This window comes from Roseibium sp. AWQ4_254, assembly GCF_056161025.1.
The window spans coordinates 193,384-212,127 of record NZ_JBSWYH010000003.1; the positions used below are offsets into that span (position 1 = coordinate 193,384).

Sequence of the window (18,744 nt, forward strand, 5' to 3'; positions counted from 1 at the left end):
AAGCTGTTTTTCGCCGCTCTGTCTGAGCGCAGCAATGGTTGCGGGCGGTATCAGGTGCAGGCTTTTGGCTTTTGCAATCAAACCATGCCCTTTGTTCTGAGAAAAATTTGTCCTTGATCAATTCCATAATTCGGGTATTCTCGAATTATGGAAAAAGAAGACGCCATGACTGCATTGGCTGCCTTAGGTCAGGAAACCCGCCTCGACGTTTTCCGCCTTTTGGTGAAAACGGGAAAAGACGGCATGACCGCCGGGGCGATCGCACATGCACTCAAGGTGCGTCCGAATACCCTATCGGCCCACTTGGGCGCTCTGTCCCGTTCCGGTCTTGTGCAGGCCGAGCGGGACGGGCGTTCGATTCTCTACCGGGCGAACCTGGTGCAAATGCAGCACCTGGTGACCTATCTGCTTGAGGATTGCTGCGGTGGGCAGCCGGCTCTGTGTGCTCCGTTTGCCGGCCTGTCTCCAGACCTCTCCAGGGGCTCAGGCCCTTTCATCAAGACATGAACTGCAAGCGAGGCTGACGGACAATGCGCAATGTCCTGTTTCTATGCACGGCAAATTCGGCACGGTCCGTGCTGGGGGAAGCAATTTTACGGCATCTGGGTGCGGGGAAATTTGCGACCTTTTCCGCCGGATCAACGCCTAGGGGCCAGATCAATCCGGATGCTCTGGCCTGTCTGAGCCGCAAAGGCCTGCCGGTCGACGGGTTCCGCTCCAAGAGCTGGGAAGAGTTCGCCGGCCCTCAAGCACCGCAAATGGACCTGATTGTCACGGTGTGCGACAGCGCTGCGGGAGAAGCCTGCCCGGTCTGGCCCGGGCATCCGCTGGTGGTTCATTGGGGCATTGCCGATCCGGCCTCAGTGGAAGGTGATGATGCTGTGCGGGGCGCGGCCTTTGATCTTGCCTATCAACGCCTGGAGCGCCGGATCGGCGAGATGCTTGCCCTTGGCGAGGATGTTTTTGAGGCCGGAGACGGTGCATCCAGACTGGCTGCCATTGGCACTTTGGAAGATTGAACGAGGCCCTTCATGCTGCATTTTAGCCTTTCCCGCCGGCTGGCCGCCGAGGCCCTTGGAACCGCCATGCTGGTGGGCACCGTGGTTGGCTCGGGCATCATGGCGGACAGCCTGTCTGAGGATGTTGCCGTTTCCCTTTTGGGCAACACACTTCCCACCGGCGCCATTCTGGTCGTTCTGATCACCATTTTGGGGCCCGTTTCCGGGGCTCATTTCAATCCGGTGGTCACCTTCGTCTTCTGGCTGAAACGCGACATGAACCTGCGCACCGGCATCGGTTACATGGCCGCTCAAATCTTCGGCGGAATTTGCGGAACGCTTGTGGCCCACATCATGTTTGAATTGCCGGTGCTTCAAGCCTCTTCAACCATCCGCACCGGGACGGGGCAATGGGTGGCGGAGGTCGTTGCCACCTTCGGGCTTCTGGCCAGCATTCTGGCTGGCATAAGGTTCCGGGAAGCGGCCGTGCCCTGGCTGGTCGGGCTTTACATCACGGCTGCTTACTGGTTCACGGCGTCAACCTCCTTTGCCAATCCGGCTGTGGCTATTTCCAGGGCCTTTACCGATACATTCGCGGGCATCCGCCCGGCGGATCTGCCCGGGTTCATTGCCGCCGAATTTGCCGGTGCGGCATTGGCACTTGCCGTTTTCTCCTGGCTGTTGACACCGGAAAAACGGCCGGACTGACCCGGCGGAGGCGCATTGCTTTCTTCATCTGTGACAACGCTTTCAGATCGCTTTTTTCAAAGCATTGACCATGTCTCCGGATTCTCAATACGGGAAACTGTCATCTGTACCCGGACCGGTTGCTCATAGGCCTGAAAACCGGCTAGACAGGAAGGCGATTATATCCCCGGAAGGTGTTTTGCGTGAACGGGTCCAATATCTTTTCGCAGGCCTACAGCACGATCCTGGCGTGCTGGCCGGCATCTCTCGGCTTTACCGGCGCGCTCTATGGTCTGGAAACGGTCAATGTTGTTTATGACTTGAACAACTCGATCACATTTGCGCGTGGCCTCGCCGAGGCCGGTCTTGTCTTCTACTTTTGTGTGCATCTGCTGGGGCTGGACCCAAAGGGCAAGGATATCAATCGGAAATTTGCCGGTTTTCTCCTGCGTTATTTCCTGCTGCTTTATGTGCCGATCCTCGTGGTGGGTATCGCCGTCATCTTTCTGCTCATGGCGGGGTCCCTCGACCAGAGTTTGAACCGGGAAGCTTTTCTCGGATTGACAGTCCTTAGCGGAGCCGGGATCTATTTTCTGACGATGTTCCTTTTCGGGACGGCCTTTCCGGCGATGCTGCTGGGGGTTCGCCCGGGAGCGGGATTGGCGGTTGGCCGGGCGATCCGGCAGGCCCGGTATCTGCTCCCGAGACTGGCTTTTGGGGTCGGCGGGGTGATGGCACTCGGATTCGCAGCCCTGATCCTTTTTGAAAATCTCGGCATCGGATCAGATCCGGTCACGCCACAGGGCATTCCGGATCCGGCCGGGGCTCTGGCGCTGGCCGCGGTCAAGCTGATTTCGTCATCCAGCTTTGCCGTCTTTGCGGTGGTCATCTGTCAGGCCTATCGCAAGGACCTTGAGGAGCAGGGCGAACATCTGCCAAGTGAAGCGGATGTTTTTGCGTAGCGGGTGTTCTGGATCTCTCCCGGCAAACAGCTTGTGCGTCTGTCCTGAAGGCGCTACCGGAAGAAGGGCTTGGGGGCGCCTGCGTTGAAAGAAAAGGCGTGGAAGCGCTCCCCAGACCCTGATCCAAATGTGGTTTCAAGCACTACCAAGCGCAGTTATGTGTTGCCATAAAGGTTTGGGTTCCGGCATTTGGCGAAACAGCCACTCGCGCCCTGTAGGCTCGTCGTCGCTTCCGGCTCATTGCCGACATTCACCCGCTGATATACTGCCGCGATGCAGCCCGTCGAAGCCTCCATTCGCTACGTCAGCAAAGACGATTGCCCGCCAGATGCCGGCACTGCGGGACATTGCCACAGCTGCGGTTCATCCCGTGAATGTCCGGTCAATAATGACAACAGGCATGTGGAAACATCAGCGCCGATCAAACGCCAGCTTCGCTGCAAGCCCGAAAAAGACGGAACTCGTCGCGTACTGGAGGCCACGCGCTACGCGCTTGTTTTTCGCCAAGACACCGCTGATCCTGCCCGCAAACATGCCGATTATCCCGTTAATCAAAGTGCCGCCAATGTTCAGAATTGTTCCGAAGATCAAAAACTGGAGCAGGACTGAGCCGCGCTCCGGATCAACAAACTGAGGAACCAGCGCAAGCATGAAGATCGCAACTTTTGGATTGAGCAGGCAAACAAAAGCGCCGTCTTTCCATGCCTTAAAAGCAGATGAACGTTCAATATTGTTTGGTGAAACCTGACCTATTGGAGACATGATTGTCTGAAAGGCCAGATAAACGAGATAGGCGACGCCCGCCCAACGGATCACTTCGAATGCGATGGGGTTCGCAGCGATCAATGTTGCAAGACCAAGGCCGCCAGCAAGGGCGTGGATGAACGATCCGGTCGCAATCCCAAGAGACGCGAAAAGGCCGGCTCTTGGTCCGGATTTCGCGCCCTGACCAAGGCAGAAAAGCATATCTGCGCCGGGCGTCATGTTTAGAGCCAATGCAATGGGGAAGAACACGAGCAGGATGTGAAAATCAATCATTGCATTGCCTCTTCAAACGAGATCTCCATCGAGGCAGACATTCGTGCAAACCGCAGCAGTCGTCAACACTGGGACCCGGAGCCGACCTGCTGCGCCGCAACGATGATCACAGCGATCGACTTTGCCCCAGCGTCGTTCGCGGCCCAGAGCGGTCATTCATCACCAGCAGGTTCAATGGCGGCTCCGCGTCCCCATTCTCGTCGTTCCGTCTGATATCGTTATCGCGCGATAGCTGCCGACCATCAAAACTATTGCCGTTGGCCACTTCGCGTTATGATTGCGAATGCTGGAGTCCTAGTGATTGATTCTCAGATGCGGAGCTATTGCCAGCTAGAATTAGGTGATTTCCAAGCCCTATTAATTTTAACTGCTTGGAACGTTGATTGTAGGAAATTATGAGCAAAGGCATTGCAAAACTAACAAACTGGTTGGCGGCACGACTCATTGGTTTGGCGGACTTTTTGAAAAGTATGGGTAGTTCGGCGGCCACGCCGTCTAGGTTCGTAAATCTCGCTCCAACTGATCAAGCTGACAAGGACGGTGTATATGCAGAAGCTTTAGACTTCGCCACGACCGATCCGAAGGTATTTAATATTGCGCTTACAGGTCCCTACGGGTCAGGAAAAAGCAGTATTATCCAATCCTTCCTTAAAAAACATCCTAGGTCGAGGCTTCACATATCTCTCGCAGCGTTCGCACACGAAGCGGCCCCAGTGAATGGTGACGAAAGACGCAAAAGAATTGAAAGAAGCATACTGGAGCAGATGCTTTACGGCGCCGACGCCAATAAACTCCCATTGTCGCGCTTTAAGCGAATTCAGTCGCCCGGCGTTCTATCGATATTAAAATCGCTGTACATCACGATCGGTCTGGTTGCGCTTTGGTACGTTTTCGCAAAGCGCGAAGTTATTCTAGACGGCAGTTTCTTCAGTCCGTTCGCTCTGAGCAATTGGCTTAATCTCGGAGGCTTCGCCTTCGCAGCGCTATTCCTCTGGGCAGTGCTGCATCACTTTTATGTGGCCAGCTTCGGGTTATCACTGAAGAGTTTCTCACTGAAAGATATTGAGATAAGGCCAGCATCAGATAATCAGGATTCCATCCTCAACCGTCACCTAGATGAAATCATCTATTTCTTCCAATCGACAGAATATGATCTCGTCATCATTGAGGACTTAGACCGCTTCGAAGACCCCGAAATCTTCGTGACATTGCGTGAAATCAACAGCTTGGTAAATGAGAACGCGGGCGTCAATCGAACCATCAGGTTTCTTTATGCCTTACGCGATGACGTATTCGCCAATACTGATCGAACCAAGTTCTTCGAATTCATAATTCCAGTCATTCCGATCATTAACGCATCGAACTCGATCGATATGGTTTTGGAGCAAGGAAAGAGGCTGGCGCTCGACAGCCGTCTTGGTCGTCAATTCCTCAGAGAAGTTTCGCGCTATCTCAACGACCTCCGGCTGATCCAGAATATATTCAATGAATATGCTATATACGCTGCTAACTTGGAAACCGACGACGAGAATGTGCTCAACGCAGATAAGCTGCTGGCAGTCTTGATCTACAAGAACGTTTATCCCCGAGACTTTGAACACCTGCATCGCGGCGAAGGAAATCTCGCCAACATCTTGAACCGCAAAGATGAACTCATAATGCAGGGCGAGGCCGCGTTTCGATCCGAGATCGCGGATCTCGAACAGACGATTGAAACCGCCGAGCGACAGACCCCCTCCGACCTAAAAGAGTTACGTCTGATCTACGGAATGGCTCTTATGGAGATGCTGCCGGCAAAAGTCTACGCTGTCAGCCTAGACGGACGGTCTTGGATTATGATTCAAGAGGTGGCAGGCCACAATGATTTTGAACAATTGATCGGAGCTGAACATCTCCATTGCCTGCAGGTCAATGGCCACCAGCCGCGTGTGAGTATCGCCAGTTTGCAAGACAATGTTGATCCTTTGAAATCCTATTCGCAACGCAAGTTGGAAATAGAAAACAAGGCGACGGCCAAGAAGGACGAGAGCTTGCGCCGAATTCGGGATCTAAGATCAAGAATCGGAACGCTTCGAACAATTAAATTCAATGAGCTTGTCCGTTCAAGCGCCGATCGTGTAACTGATCTATTCGACGGATTTATCGAGAAAGGAGATCTGGCTCGCTTTCTTATTTTGGAAGGGCATCTTGACGACACATATTACCAATATACATCACTCTTCCACTCTGGCCGACTGTCGCCGAATGACAACAAGTTCCTGATTCAGATACGAGCGTTCGTTACACCTGTTCCAGCCTTTCCAATCGACAACCCAAAAGAGGTCATCGCGGCGATGCGCGATGAGGACTTTGGTCAAAGTTATGTCCTTAACATCAAGCTGGTTGACACCCTTCTAAGCGAGACGACCCATTATAGCGATCAGACTCGGAGGCTCTTCGAGTTCATCGCGTCCAATTTCGACAACTGCGAAGCTTTCTTCGAGGCCTATTATGCTGCGGGACGCAACGTCTCCGGGTTGCTTTCCGGCCTGGCCAATAATTGGAAGCGCTTCATTCCGACAGCCATCGCAAGCACGCGCAGTCTCTCCCATGTCACGCAATTGTTGACGAACCTTCCTCCAAGTGCACTCACAAAGACGGCAAGCGATAACGGCGAATTCTCTGGATTCGTCGCGGAGAACCTCGCTGAAATTCTGGCACTTGCATCTGACCTGCCACCCGAACGCTTGGAGTGCATTGGCTTCGAGGTGCGGGATCTTTCGGCCATAGGGTCATACGCCCGGACCGTCCGCTTCATGGTAAATAAGGGGTTGTTTGAGCTCTCGATACCCAATCTTGAACATGTCTATCGAGAGGTTCTGGGGGAGACAAATCTCACCGCGTTTCGCGAGCGTAACTACACGACAATACGTTCAATCACGGACCCGACATTGTTGACGAGGGTTGAACGCGACTTCGGTCTCTATCTTAGCGACGTGCTTCTCGAGCTTGACGACAATTCCGAAGAGGATGTCGCGGCCATAATAGATATCCTATGCCGTGAGGAAATTGACGAAGGCAGTCTGCGCACGTTTCTTGAACGACAAACGGCTCTCCTCCCAACGCTGGATGGAGTTCCCGAGAGATTCCACGCCATGGTGTTTGAGCTTCAACGTATCAAACCGACATGGGGGAATTGCATCGCGTTTATGGGAGGCAGTGGCTTCGCGGCTGATATCTTGGTGACCTATCTTGATCAGCAAGATGTGCGCGCGGTCATCCTGGAGTCTCCTCTGCCGAGCGGTTCGGAGACACTACCGCTACGCCAAATTCTCGTTAACGCGGATGCAATGAGCGACGAAAGCTACCGGGGGTATGTCCGAGCAATTCCCTACCCGATGAAGAATTTTCCGGCGGAGCTATCTTCCTCGAAGCTCACCATACTTATCGAGGAGAATAAGCTCACCTTTTCGAAGGAAAACCTGGACTTTCTAGATCACGAGACAGACTTGCCGGTGCTTTTCGTAGCAGCAAACATCAAAACCTATCTCGCGAGTCCTGAGACGTTTGCGCTTGACGACGACTTCCGCGAAGCGCTCCTTAGAGGCGACATAAACGATGGCGACAAGCGCGCCATCATTGATCTTATGAATATGAGCGCGCTCACGGAGTTTCCGGATCGAGCAGCACTCATCGGTTCGATTCTTGATCGCACCGATGCAAGATTGCCCCACCTTGATGTTAGCACAGGGCGATCGCTAATCCTCAATTCAAACCCCGTTGAGACGCAGATTTCTCTCTTTAACAAGCTTCAGTCGACCATGACTGTAGAGGAAGCTCGCGAAGTCCTCGCGTCACTTCCGAAACCGTTTTGTGAGATCACGACGGGACATCACAAACCAAGATTACCGAATTCAGATGAAAATCGTTTGCTAGTCCAATGGCTTGATTCTCGCGATATTATCTCTTCATGGAGCGAGGGAGGCGGTTGGTTCCAAGGTGATGACATACGCGTGAATCTTAAAAGGCGATAACGAAACGGTTGGAAATACTATCCGTTGATCGATCACAGGTTGCCACGGGGAAACATTTCCCGTCGGAATTATTGTGGCGCCACAGCTATTTGGTAGGGCACACCAAAGGCAGCTCTCCCGTTTCCGGCACGTTAAACCTGAGCGTCCGGAAACGGCCCCAGTTCGGTTCTGCGTTCCGACGGCAGCGAACGTCCGCTTCCCGCCCTTTTAGGTTCTTGCTTGCCGTGCAACGAAGGGCGGTCTGCAGGACAAGCGCCGGTGAAGGACCCAATTGCGGGCGCGAAGCGGGCGGTTTTGACCAGCCTGAGCACATAAGACCCTATTGGATGGGTTGATGTGTCGAAGGTGGTATTTCGCTCAGGTCCGTTTCCTGTTCATGGCTGCGGCCAGAGCTGCGGCCATGGCATTGTTGCCGCTGCCGCTGTCTCCCCCCTTGGGGGCGCCATCTTTACCGCCGCCGCGCGGACCTTTGCCACGGGGGGCATGGCCGCCGGGGGTGCGCTGGTTCTGAGGACGGCCGCCCGGGCCGGGCCGGTCGCTGCCGGACCGCTCCCGCTGGCCCTGGTAATCAGCCTGGGACTTCATGGTCATGGAGATCCGCTTGCGCGGCACATCCACCTCCAGGATCGTCACCTTGACGATATCGCCCGCCTTGACCACCTGGTGCGGGTCGTCCACGAACCGGTCGGCCAGCTGAGAGACATGGACAAGGCCGTCCTGATGAACGCCCACATCGACAAAGGCGCCGAAATTGGTGACATTGGTCACCGTGCCTTCCAGTTTCATACCCGGCTTCAGATCCGAGATTTCCTCCACCCCGTCCTGAAGGGCGGCGGTCTTGAATCCCGGACGCGGATCGCGGCCCGGCTTTTCAAGCTCCGACAGAATGTCGCGCACGGTGGGAAGGCCGAAGGTCTCATCCGTAAACTCTTTCGGATCGAGCCCTTGCAGCACCGAAGCATCGCCCATCAGCTGGCGCACGTCCCGGCCACAGGCTTTCACGATGCGTTTGGCCAGCGGATAGGCCTCCGGGTGAACCGAGGAGGCGTCCAATGGCTCAGAGCCGTCGGCAATGCGCAGGAACCCGGCGCAAAGCTCAAACGCCTTGGCGCCAAGCCGCGGCACGTCTTTCAGCTGGGAGCGTTTTTCAAAACGGCCAATGGTCTCCCGGTGCTCGACAACAGCCTTGGCCAGGCTGTCCGAAAGGCCGGAAATCCGGGATAGGAGCGCCGGGGAGGCCGTGTTGAGATCGACACCCACGGCATTCACCGCATCTTCCACAACAGCGTCGAGCGCGCGGGCCAGTTTGGTCTGGTTGACGTCATGCTGATACTGGCCGACACCGATGGATTTCGGTTCGATTTTGACCAGTTCCGCAAGCGGGTCCTGAAGGCGGCGGGCAATGGAGGCAGCTCCGCGCAAGGAGACGTCGATATCGGGCATTTCTTTTGCCGCAAGCTCGGAGGCGGAATAAACGGACGCGCCCGCCTCGTTGACAATCACCTTCACCGGCCGCTGGGCTGAGGGAATGTCAGCCAGCACATCTCCAGCCAGTTTGTCCGTTTCCCGGCTGGCGGTGCCGTTGCCAATCGCGATCAGCCCAACCTTGTGTTTTGCAATCAGCGCCAGCAGGGTGGCGCGGGAGCCTGACAGGTCGTTGCGCGGCTGGAAGGGATAGATGGTGGCAGTGTCGACCAGCTTGCCAGTGTCATCCACCACGGCCACCTTCACACCCGTGCGGATGCCGGGATCGAGGCCAAGGGTGGACCGGGCGCCTGCCGGGGCGGCCAACAGCAGGTCCTTCAGGTTCCGGGCAAAGACCTGAATGGCCTCTTCCTCGGCCTTGTCGCGCAGAACACCCATCAGGTCGAGCTCCAGGTGAAGGGCCAGTTTCACCTTCCAGGCGAACCGGGCGACATCCATCAGCCACTTGTCCGCCGGGCGTCCCTGATCGGCAATGCCATAGGTGTCGGCAACCATCCTTACGGCCGGCAGGACCGGAGACACATCGTCTGCGTCCACGGTCAGGTCGACCGACAGGATGCCTTCGTTGCGGCCCCGGAAAAGCGCCAGGGCCCGGTGGCTGGGGATCTTCGACCATTGCTCGTTGTAGTCGAAATAGTCGGCGAATTTCGCGCCCTTGTCCGCCATGCCGTCAATAAGCTTGGACTGGACCACGCCGCGCTCTTCCACATGGCGGCGCAGGCGGCCAACCAGTCCGGCATTTTCCGAAAACCGTTCCATCAGGATCTGGCGGGCCCCGTCGAGAGCCGCCTTGGTGTCGGCAATACCCTTGCTGTCATCAAGGAAAGCCGCCGCTTCGGCGTCGGGGGATTTGCCCGGGTCGGCCAGCAGCAGATCGGCCAGCGGTTCCAGCCCGGCCTCTTTGGCGATCTGGGCCTTGGTGCGCCGCTTCTTCTTGAACGGCAGATAAATGTCTTCCAGCTGGGATTTGGTTTCAGCCGCTGCGATGCAGCCGCTCAACGCCTCTGTCAGCTTGCCCTGTTCCTCGATGGATCGGGTAATGGCGACGCGCCGGTCTTCCAGTTCGCGCAGATAAATCAGCCGCTCTTCCAGCTTGCGCAGCTGGCTGTCGTCCAGTCCGCCGGTTGCTTCTTTCCGGTAGCGGGCAATGAACGGCACGGTGGAGCCCTCATCCAGAAGCTGGACTGCCGCGTTCACCTGACCGGCCTTGCAGCCGACCTCGTCTGCGATCCGGTGCGCGATGCGCAAGGCCGTTTCGGCGGCAAGCGCGCCTTTCGGGTGGGCCGGGGCCGTGTCGGAAGAGGAGAGGCTGGTCATGTGGAATGCGGCTTTCAAATGGATCAAGTCAGGCGGCCGAAGATATTCCGCCTCAATCCGGCGGAAAAGAGACCGTGTGGGGCCGTCCACCGGCAATTTGGCCTGAAGCGGGAGCTGCTCTCTCCTCCAGCTGCGGGAATCGAGGTGTTTAACTGGCTTAAGACCAGCACACCCTGCCGCAAAGTGCCCGCTGTCCCGATGACGGAATTGAACCGGCTTTCGAAATAGTTTGCCCAGGTATCTTGAATGCACCGCGTCAAGCTGCGTATGCTGCGCCGCAACCTGGTCATTGGTCTGCCAATTTGTGATGATCGAATTGACCTTGCTGGTACGTATCCAAATCGGCGGTGTCAGGATTCGGGTCAATTGGGGTTTGTCCGGTTCCTGGTGTGGGGTGTGACTTAGGAGTAGAGTGAATGCCACGCGGACGGCCGAGAAAAACGAACCTCAACGAGGCCCTGAACGCCATCACGATTGCGTTCTGGCAGAACGGATTTTCGGGCACTTCCATGACCGACCTTTCCGAAGCCTCAGGCATGGCAAAACCCGGTCTTTACGCCGCTTTTGGCGATAAGGAAGCCATTTTCGAAAAGGCTCTGGTTCACTATTTCGACACCTATGGGGTGCCGATCTTTTCCCGGATGTTGGAAGCACGCCAGCATGTGCTTGAAGACTTCCGCGAAGCGCTGCATGCGGTGGCCGACCTCGTCCTGAACAACAAGACACCCGCAGGCTGTTTTCTGGTCAACGCCATGGTGGACAGCACCTACGGACCGGTGAGCCATCAGGAAGTGGTCAAGGGACTGCGGGACAGGCGCAATGAGGGCATCCGCGAACGGCTGACGAAAGCGCTTGCTAGGGCCGAAATAACAGCGGATGCGGATATTCACCGAGCGGTAATTTTTCTTGGCGGGCAGTTTTCGGCGCTCGCGGTGCTGGGCCGCAGCGGTGTGGCGCGCGAAGAGCTGACGACCTTTATCGAGACCGGCCTGCAATCCCTGCCTCTCAGCGATCAGAGCCAGACCTTTGGCGGCGGCGGCAATGTCCGGCTGACTGTGGCTACCTCACCACGGTGATGCGTTCGGCCGCGCGGGTCACCGCCGTATAGAGCCAGCGGCTCTTATGTTCGCGGAACGCCCAGCTTTCATCAAACAGCACCAAATCGTCCCACTGGGAGCCCTGGGCCTTGTGCACGGTCAGGGCGTAGCCATAGTCAAACTCGTCCGCCTTGCGCCGGATAGCGTAAGGGATGCTCTCCGCGCCATCCTCAAACATGGCGGGCAGAACCTTGACCTTGACCGTCGTGCCTGCAACTTCCTCTTCAGAGACAACGTCAAATCTCAACGTGTTGCCGCGCGGCTGGCGCAGGCGCTTGACCGTCCACAGTCCGCCGTTCAACAGACCCTTGGTTTTGTCGTTGCGCAGGCACACCAGCTTGTCGCCGACCGCCGGCATGGGCGTTGAAAGCCCCTTCAATTCCCGGATGCGGCCATTATAGAGACGCCGTGTCTTGTTGGTGCCCACAAGCACCTGATCGCTCGACAGGATCTGGTCCTTGTCGATCTGGCGACGGTGGATCACCTTGCTTTCGCCGTAGTCCCCATAGTCGAGCTGGCCGCCGTCGCGGATGGTCATGGACATGCGCACAATCGGGTTGTCCTGGGCCTGGCGGTGAACTTCGGTCAGCATCACATCCGGCTCGGCCTCGGTGAAATAACCGCCGCCCTTGACCGGTGGCAGCTGGGCCGGATCGCCCAGCACAAGGACCGGTGTGCCAAAGGACAAAAGATCCTTGCCCAGATCCTCATCCACCATGGAGCATTCATCGATCACGATCAGCTTGGCGGTCGCCGCCGCGCTGTCCCGCTTGATGGCAAATTGCGGTCCGGTATCATCCTCGTCATCGTCCACCTCTTCTTCTTCCTTGGCAGAGCGGGGGCGGTAGATCAGGGAATGGATGGTGCCCGCATCCTCGCAGCCCTTCTGGCGCAGCACATGGGCGGCCTTGCCGGTGAAGGCGCCGAAACAGACATCACCGTCGATATCCCCGGCCAGATGGCGGGCGAGGGTTGTCTTGCCGGTGCCGGCATAGCCGAACAGGCGGAAGACCTGACGGTCACCCCGCTTCAGCCATGCGGCGGCTTCTTTCAAGGCGTCATCTTGTTGAGGGGACCAGGCCACCGGAACGCTCCTGCGAATTGCGGACCTGGTTGCTTACCCTGATTTGCCCGGCCGCGCCAAGCCCCGCCCGTTCGGTTTGGGTTGGATCTGGCCGGATCTGGCCAGATCTGGCTTGTTCAATCTGTCTGAAGAAAAGACAACCGGATCCCATCTGCCGGTTTCGCAGCGGGGCTGGTCAAGGTGTTTCATTTCAAGACAAATGTTAACGCTGATCTTTGTCTTTGGGGTCTTTTTCTGGTGAAAATGGCGGAAAAGCTGGTGCAAATCTTAAGGAAAGGTTACGATTCACGGTAAATAAAGACTTAATTGAGAGTGCGTCATGAAAACCGTTTTGAAATCTGCGCTGGTTGCCGGCGGTCTGGTCTCCTGTCTTGGCTCGGCGGCTCTGGCCGAGAGCGGCACCACCCGTATTGTCCATGATGAACCCTATGGGGCGATTGTGACCAAGGAAGCCGGTGTTCTGGTGTTCCGGGGCCTGCCGCCCACTCGAAAGGTGATTGTCAATCCGGATGGCAAGACCCCGCTGGAGCTGAAACAGACGGATGTGCGCGAGACCAATCTGGTGGTGATCAGCCAGGAAAACTATGCCCGCAGCCTTGGCGCGAAGATCCTTCGGCTGAAATAAGGTTCCGCCCCGGTGGCGGAGTCAAGTGCAGGGGCCCGTCTGCAGGGACACATTCCGTGTGGTGGGACGCGAAGAGAGCCAACCCTATCTCAGATTTTGCGGTAGGGCTCTGTTTTTTATGAATAAAATCATCTTAAATACTTGACCTTAATCGTAAGTATGTCGAGAAAATTTAATCGAAGCCTACGGGCCTCGATGGAGGGGAAGCTCGCTTCATTGACTTTTTTGAGGCTAGATCTTATCTTTCCCTCATAGGGGAAGATTATCATGGCTATCGCAAGTGAAGCTCTCACTGTGAATGAAGCTGCGTTTCTCGCAGGCGTCTCAGTAAGGCGCATCGAAAAAGCTGCCGAAGAAGGTATCGTTCCAAAAACCAAGATGAGGCTTCGGCTTCGTCGCAATGAAGCTGCGCATGTCCCAGTTCATGCAGTGGCGTATGCTGCTACATTGACGAGAATTCGTGGAATTCGAATGGAAACATCTGCGAAGAAGCGTATTTGGAAGTTCCTTAAGCACAGTCACGACGAGGATCTCGGAGTTGTGCATCTCTCAGCCGGACTTTATTTGACACTCAATGATGTCGCAGGCACAGAGTGGATTAAAGCTCTTCGCTACCTTCGCGCGCGCGAGAAACATCTTTCGTCAGATCCAGAAATCTTCGGCGGGGAGCCCGTTATCACGGGGACCCGGATTACTTGTAGGTCGGTTCTTGGACGCGTGTCAGGTGGCGAAACTCTCGATGAACTGACCGAAGACTATCCTGAAATTCCTCGGGAAGCGTTCGAAGCGGCGGAAATCTATGCGAGAACACATCCTCCCCGGGGAAGACCCGAGTCTGGTAAGCCATGGCGTAACGCTTAAGGCTTTAGGACTTGAAGATCTTTCTTGATGAGTGCCTGTCGCCTCAAACTGCAAATGAATTGATGGAGGAGGATGGGCACTACATTGTCCATCCTCGCAACATGGGCGGGCTTGGTGCTCCTGATCACCAAGTTCTCGAGAGGTGCATTGACGAAGACCTTTTGATTGTCACGGAAAACGCGCGTGATTTCCGAGCGTTGGCTGCCAGGGCTGAAATCCATCCTGGGATGATCATCTTACCTTGTGTCGATCGACACTCAGCAAAGCAACTCATTCGCGCTGCCGTGGCTCACCTCAAGAATATGGGAAATCCAGCTGATGTCATGGTGAATCGAGTACTTGAAATTGATGAGCGGGGGCGGATTGTGATCTACGATCTGCCGAAAGCATAGCAAGAGTTCTTGGAGGCTCGAAGAGGGCGGCAAGCCCGAGGGCTTTGATCTCAAGTAGAGGCACCGATACCAAGCGCAATTGATCATGACCTTTCGTCAGATGGCTTGGTGTTATGTCCCTGTCACATAAGGGAGATACCGGGAAGCATGTCGATTTCCCTTGTCTCCGTGTCCAAATCCTTCGGCTCGCATCTGGCTTTGAATGACGTGTCCCTGTTTATTGAGACGGGCACGTTTTTTGTCGTGCTGGGGCCGTCGGGATGCGGCAAGTCCACCTTGTTACGGTCCATTGCCGGGCTTGAGCCGGTTGACGCGGGAGAGATTGCGCTGGGTGGCCGCCGGGTGGCGGGAAAGGGCGTGCATGTGGCGCCGGAAGCACGCCGGGCCGGGGTTGTGTTTCAGTCCTATGCCCTGTGGCCGCATATGAGTGTTGCGGCCAATGTGGGCTTTCCCCTTGAAACGGCGGGCAAACCGCGCCCAGAAATCTCCGCCCGGGTGGCCGAGTGCCTGGAGACGGTGGCGCTGGCGCCTTACGGGCAGCGCAAGCCGGCGGATCTGTCCGGCGGCCAGCGCCAGAGGGTGGCGCTGGCCAGATGTCTGGCGCAGGGCGCGGAAACCGTTTTGATGGACGAGCCACTGGCCAATCTGGATCCGCATCTGCGCGGTGCCATGGAAGAGGAACTGGCCGCCTTTCACAGGACCAGCGGGGCGACCACCTTGTTCATTACCCATGACCAGCGGGAGGCCATGGCGCTGGCCGATCAGGTGGCGGTTCTCTGGGATGGCAAAATCCTGCAGGTGGACGAGCCGGACATGCTGTACCGGCGGCCCCTGTCCCGAAAGGTCGCCGGGTTCATCGGCCGCAGCACGCTTGTGCCTGTAAGGGTGGAGCAGGTGAATGGTTCGGGCGCCCGGGTTCTGGTTGGCGGACGGCCGGTCGAGGTGGACTGCCCCAAAGGAACGCGCACGGGACCGGCCACGTTGCTGCTGCGTCCGGAGCATCTGGTGCTGGCCGCAGGCCGTGCCGGATTTGAGGCCAGGGTGGTGCGTACCATCTACCGCGGCGGCGCCTGGGATGTCTTTGTCACGATCGAGGGGCTAGAACAGCCGCTGATGATGAGCCTGCACCGGAAGGCCGCGCCGGGCGAGATTCTGTGGCTCGACATCCTGCGCGGCTGGGTGCTGCCGGACTGAAACGTGCCGGACCCTTTCCACTTGCCAGGTGGCCCACATCAATTGTGACTGGTCTCAGTCCTTCCAGGGAATCGTTCCGGGTGGAACCTTCCTGGAAAGGGCGTTCATCGCCAGCATGATGACAACCGTGGCGGCGACCACAACCGCCGACATGGCGGCTGCCAGTGTGGTGTAGCCGCCATCTTCATAGTTGAAGATGGTGGTGCCGATGGTCTCGTTGCCCGTTGACCAGAGCAGGGCCGAGACCGTGATCTCGTTATAGGCCGTCAGAAAGACGAGAATGGCTCCGGACGCTGCGGAGGGCGCAGCGAGCGGTGCGAAGATCCGGCGCATGCGCCTGAGGAAACCGGCGCCCGACACCCGGGCTGCATCTTCCAGCGATCCGTCCATTTGCAGGAAGGCTGCCGCGACCGGTTTCAGGCCGACCGCAAGGAAAGCGGACAGATAGGCCAGAAGAATGATCCAGAGGGTGCCGTAGAGCGAGACATTGACGATGGGCAGCGGGCGGATGAAGGCCAGGATGTAGGCGATGGACAGGACAAGGCCCGGCACGGCGAAGGCGATTTCCGCCTGGGTGACGGCGAGCCCCGCCCACCGTCTTGGCCCGGTGGAGCGGTGTGACAGAAAATAGCCGAGCGGCAGGCTGAGGGCGGCAATCACCACTGCGGCCAGCCCTGCAATGAGGGTGGAATTGGCAAAGGCTCGCAAGGTGGCGGTCTGGCGCCACAGCACTTCGGAGAAATTGTCCAGTGTCAGCGTCTTGAGGGACAGGGGCAGGCCATAGGTTGTCACCAGCGCGGTCGCCAGCAGTGAGGCGGCCGGAAGCAGGAGGATAAAGCCGACAAAGACCCATAGGGCAGCTTCGACAATGGAGCGTCTGCGTCCCAGGGCAATGGCCAGCGGGGCCTGGGGCAGGCCGATCAGGCTGGCGCGCAGGCGCCGCTGCAACAGGGCCTGGATCAGTATGGCCGCAAAAGCGACGGCCGACAGAAGAACGGAGATCACCGCCACATTTGGCAGCACATCCGGCCCGAAGCTGGACAGTCGGCGCCAGACCAGCACGGGCAAGGTGGTGTAGCGGGCGGGAATGCCGATCAGGGCATTGATGCCGAAATTGCCGAGGGCAGCCACAAAGGCGAGCGCAAAACCGGCCAGAAGCGACGGGCCGAGCAGGGGCAGAGTGATCCGGCGCAGCATGGTCAGCGCCCCGGCGCCGGAAATCCGGGCCGCATCGGAAAGCTCCCTCGGGAAGGAGCGCAGGGCGGCCCGCACCACCAGGAACACCAGCGGGCTGTTTTGCAGGGTCAAGAGAAGCACAAGCCCGCCGCGCGAATAGAGCGGATGGGTGGAGCCCAGTTCCGGCGCCACACCAAGCCAGCGCAGCACAGGGCTGGCAGGCCCGAGTGCCTGAATCCAGGCAATTGCCGTCACATGGGGCGGGATCATCATCGGCAGCAGGATCAGGAACACGAGAAGGCCCTTGGCGCGTATATCCGTAAGGCCAATCAGAAGGGCCAGAAGGGTGCCGAGTGCGGTTGCGGCCAGAGCGGACAGGAGACTGCTTTCAATGGAGTGCCAGAGCGCACGCTGGACCGAGCGGCTTTGCGCGGCCTCCCAAAGCGGGCCGAGGTCGAGCCCGGCGCCGTTTGTCAGGCCGGTCTTGAACAGCAGCATCAGCGGCAGGCCGCACAAAAGCGTTGCGCTGACAACGAGCGCCCCTAGGGTGAGCCGTTCGGAGGCCGCAGACCGAATTCGGGACAGATCTGGGAAGGGATACGAAGACAAGGGCGGGTTGGGATTCTATCAGCGAGATTGGTGTGACAGGAAAAAGCAGCGCGGAGAGCCCGCGCTGCGTCTGGCGTCTGCGGAGCTAAGGTTAGCCGCCGAAGATTTCGGTGAATTTCATCTTGTTCGCCTTGTCCTGTTCCAGAGCTTTTTCCGGATCAAAGGCCATCAGCTTGATGTCATCGCGGGCCGGGAAGCCTTCGGGAGCTGCAACGGCCGGATGGGCGGGCAGATAGCCTTGAGAAGAGGCCAGTTTCTGGCCGTCTTCAGACAGCAGGAAGTCGACAAAAGCCTTGGCAGCCTCCGGGTTCTGGGCGGTGGACAGAACCGCAACGGGCTCGGTGACGGCCGAAACGCCTTCTTCCGGGAACACGAACTCCACCGGCGCGCCTTTCAGCTTTTCGCGAATCGGCAGGAAATCGACCACGAAGCCATAGAGCTTTTCGCCGCCTGCGATGGCCTTGTAGGTGCCGCCATTGCCGCCTTTCGGGTTGGCGCCCTGTTCTGCAAGGCCTTCATAAAATGCCCAGCCCAGATCGGGGTTGGAGGTCAGCGTGTCCATGTGGATTGCCGCAGCGCCGGAGGTCAGCGGAGACGGCATGGCCAGCTTGTCCTTGGCCTCCGGCTTCAGCAGATCCTTGTAGGAGGCCGGTTTCATCGGCGCATTGGTGTTGTAGACAATGCCGGTAGTGATCAGCTTGGTGGAGAAGTAGGTCTTGTCCTTGTCCATGATCGCCGGGTCATAGGCAGAGACATCGGCGCCCTCATAGGCCATGAGGCGGCCTTCTTTTTTTAGCCCTTCCATGGTGACCATGTCGGCAATCAGGAGAACGTCCGGTTTCGGGGCGCCTGCTTCGAACTCGGCGCGCAGCTTGGCCATCATTTTGGTGGTGCCATCACGCACCCACTCCACGTCCACATCAGGATGTTTGGCGGTGAAGGCGTCGACGGTCGCCTGGGCGTCCTTGTTCGGCTGGGATGTGTAGAGCACAAGCTTGCCGGAAACGTCCGCCGCCTGGACGGACACGGAGGCCATGGCCAGAAGGCCGGCAGAGATCAGAATGGTTTTCATCAGACAAATCCTTTGAACAGATCCGCAGGAAGAAGCGGGTGTCCCGGTGGTTAGCAGGCTTATGTGACAGTCTTTTTCGGCAGGTCCGTAAAATGACAGATGCGAATAAAATTTGAGCGTGACAATCAGCTTTT

At 57.4% G+C, this 18,744-nt stretch carries 15 protein-coding genes; 10 read left to right on the forward strand and 5 right to left on the reverse strand.

The window, feature by feature from the left end:
• Window positions 1–147: 147 nt before the first annotated feature.
• The 4 genes from ACXAIC_RS03750 (at window position 148) to ACXAIC_RS03765 (ending at window position 2,647) form a co-directional block, all read left to right on the forward strand.
• On the forward strand, window positions 148–507 hold the full coding sequence (locus ACXAIC_RS03750) for an ArsR/SmtB family transcription factor (protein WP_475173779.1): 360 nt from the start codon (window positions 148–150) through the stop codon (window positions 505–507).
• A 23-nt stretch (window positions 508–530) separates the two neighbouring features.
• Window positions 531–1,019: an arsenate reductase ArsC gene (locus ACXAIC_RS03755; RefSeq protein WP_475173783.1), complete on the forward strand. Its 489-nt coding sequence runs from the start codon at window positions 531–533 to the stop codon at window positions 1,017–1,019.
• Between the two features lie 12 nt (window positions 1,020–1,031).
• On the forward strand, window positions 1,032–1,706 hold the full coding sequence (locus ACXAIC_RS03760) for an aquaporin (protein ID WP_475173785.1): 675 nt from the start codon (window positions 1,032–1,034) through the stop codon (window positions 1,704–1,706).
• Between the two features lie 182 nt (window positions 1,707–1,888).
• Window positions 1,889–2,647, forward strand: coding sequence for a hypothetical protein (locus ACXAIC_RS03765; RefSeq protein ID WP_475173786.1), 759 nt, complete (start codon window positions 1,889–1,891; stop codon window positions 2,645–2,647).
• A 411-nt stretch (window positions 2,648–3,058) separates the two neighbouring features.
• On the opposite strand, the gene ACXAIC_RS03770 is transcribed toward ACXAIC_RS03765, so the two are convergent.
• Window positions 3,059–3,685 carry a LysE family translocator gene (locus ACXAIC_RS03770; protein ID WP_475173788.1) on the reverse strand — a complete coding sequence of 209 codons (627 nt, stop codon included), beginning with the start codon at window positions 3,683–3,685 and terminating at the stop codon, window positions 3,059–3,061.
• A 395-nt stretch (window positions 3,686–4,080) separates the two neighbouring features.
• Between ACXAIC_RS03770 and ACXAIC_RS03775 the strand changes: the two genes are divergently transcribed.
• Window positions 4,081–7,698, forward strand: a complete 3,618-nt coding sequence (locus tag ACXAIC_RS03775; RefSeq protein ID WP_475173791.1) for a YobI family P-loop NTPase — start codon at window positions 4,081–4,083, stop codon at window positions 7,696–7,698.
• Between the two features lie 357 nt (window positions 7,699–8,055).
• Here the strand turns inward: ACXAIC_RS03775 and ACXAIC_RS03780 are convergent, their stop codons facing one another.
• Window positions 8,056–10,500: a Tex family protein gene (locus ACXAIC_RS03780; protein ID WP_475173865.1), complete on the reverse strand. Its 2,445-nt coding sequence runs from the start codon at window positions 10,498–10,500 to the stop codon at window positions 8,056–8,058.
• A 416-nt stretch (window positions 10,501–10,916) separates the two neighbouring features.
• Between ACXAIC_RS03780 and ACXAIC_RS03785 the strand changes: the two genes are divergently transcribed.
• Window positions 10,917–11,576 (forward strand): TetR/AcrR family transcriptional regulator, encoded by a 660-nt coding sequence (locus tag ACXAIC_RS03785; RefSeq protein ID WP_475173793.1) that lies wholly within the window; start codon window positions 10,917–10,919, stop codon window positions 11,574–11,576.
• On the opposite strand, the gene ACXAIC_RS03790 is transcribed toward ACXAIC_RS03785, so the two are convergent.
• Window positions 11,560–12,681, reverse strand: coding sequence for an ATP-dependent DNA helicase (locus tag ACXAIC_RS03790; RefSeq protein ID WP_475173796.1), 1,122 nt, complete (start codon window positions 12,679–12,681; stop codon window positions 11,560–11,562). The two genes, ACXAIC_RS03785 and ACXAIC_RS03790, sit on opposite strands and share 17 nt — an antisense overlap.
• A gap of 319 nt (window positions 12,682–13,000) precedes the next feature.
• On the opposite strand from ACXAIC_RS03790, the gene ACXAIC_RS03795 reads away from it, so the two are divergent.
• The 4 genes from ACXAIC_RS03795 (at window position 13,001) to ACXAIC_RS03810 (ending at window position 15,753) form a co-directional block, all read left to right on the forward strand.
• A complete protein-coding gene (locus ACXAIC_RS03795) occupies window positions 13,001–13,306 on the forward strand; it encodes a hypothetical protein (protein WP_475173797.1) in 306 nt (101 codons plus the stop codon).
• A 267-nt stretch (window positions 13,307–13,573) separates the two neighbouring features.
• Window positions 13,574–14,167 (forward strand): DUF433 domain-containing protein, encoded by a 594-nt coding sequence (locus ACXAIC_RS03800; RefSeq protein WP_475173798.1) that lies wholly within the window; start codon window positions 13,574–13,576, stop codon window positions 14,165–14,167.
• Window positions 14,168–14,178: 11 nt separating this feature from the next.
• Complete coding sequence (locus tag ACXAIC_RS03805) at window positions 14,179–14,559, forward strand: DUF5615 family PIN-like protein (RefSeq protein WP_475173800.1); 381 nt, start codon at window positions 14,179–14,181, stop codon at window positions 14,557–14,559.
• Window positions 14,560–14,706: 147 nt separating this feature from the next.
• On the forward strand, window positions 14,707–15,753 hold the full coding sequence (locus ACXAIC_RS03810) for an ABC transporter ATP-binding protein (RefSeq protein ID WP_475173802.1): 1,047 nt from the start codon (window positions 14,707–14,709) through the stop codon (window positions 15,751–15,753).
• A gap of 54 nt (window positions 15,754–15,807) precedes the next feature.
• Here ACXAIC_RS03810 and ACXAIC_RS03815 read toward each other — a convergent pair whose 3' ends face one another.
• A complete protein-coding gene (locus ACXAIC_RS03815; protein ID WP_475173804.1) occupies window positions 15,808–17,538 on the reverse strand; it encodes an ABC transporter permease in 1,731 nt (576 codons plus the stop codon).
• A 91-nt stretch (window positions 17,539–17,629) separates the two neighbouring features.
• Window positions 17,630–18,610: an ABC transporter substrate-binding protein gene (locus tag ACXAIC_RS03820; protein WP_475173807.1), complete on the reverse strand. Its 981-nt coding sequence runs from the start codon at window positions 18,608–18,610 to the stop codon at window positions 17,630–17,632.
• Window positions 18,611–18,744: the final 134 nt, after the last annotated feature.

Bases quoted from the DNA above. Each gene is read 5' to 3' on its own strand.
- ACXAIC_RS03750 (WP_475173779.1), top strand. From the start codon at position 148: ATGGAAAAAGAAGACGCCATGACTGCATTGGCTGCCTTAGGTCAGGAA.
- ACXAIC_RS03755 (WP_475173783.1), top strand. From the start codon at position 531: ATGCGCAATGTCCTGTTTCTATGCACGGCAAATTCGGCACGGTCCGTG.
- ACXAIC_RS03760 (WP_475173785.1), top strand. From the start codon at position 1,032: ATGCTGCATTTTAGCCTTTCCCGCCGGCTGGCCGCCGAGGCCCTTGGA.
- ACXAIC_RS03770 (WP_475173788.1), bottom strand. From the start codon at position 3,685: ATGATTGATTTTCACATCCTGCTCGTGTTCTTCCCCATTGCATTGGCT.
- ACXAIC_RS03775 (WP_475173791.1), top strand. From the start codon at position 4,081: ATGAGCAAAGGCATTGCAAAACTAACAAACTGGTTGGCGGCACGACTC.
- ACXAIC_RS03780 (WP_475173865.1), bottom strand. From the start codon at position 10,500: ATGACCAGCCTCTCCTCTTCCGACACGGCCCCGGCCCACCCGAAAGGC.
- ACXAIC_RS03785 (WP_475173793.1), top strand. From the start codon at position 10,917: ATGCCACGCGGACGGCCGAGAAAAACGAACCTCAACGAGGCCCTGAAC.
- ACXAIC_RS03795 (WP_475173797.1), top strand. From the start codon at position 13,001: ATGAAAACCGTTTTGAAATCTGCGCTGGTTGCCGGCGGTCTGGTCTCC.
- ACXAIC_RS03800 (WP_475173798.1), top strand. From the start codon at position 13,574: ATGGCTATCGCAAGTGAAGCTCTCACTGTGAATGAAGCTGCGTTTCTC.
- ACXAIC_RS03810 (WP_475173802.1), top strand. From the start codon at position 14,707: ATGTCGATTTCCCTTGTCTCCGTGTCCAAATCCTTCGGCTCGCATCTG.
- ACXAIC_RS03820 (WP_475173807.1), bottom strand. From the start codon at position 18,610: ATGAAAACCATTCTGATCTCTGCCGGCCTTCTGGCCATGGCCTCCGTG.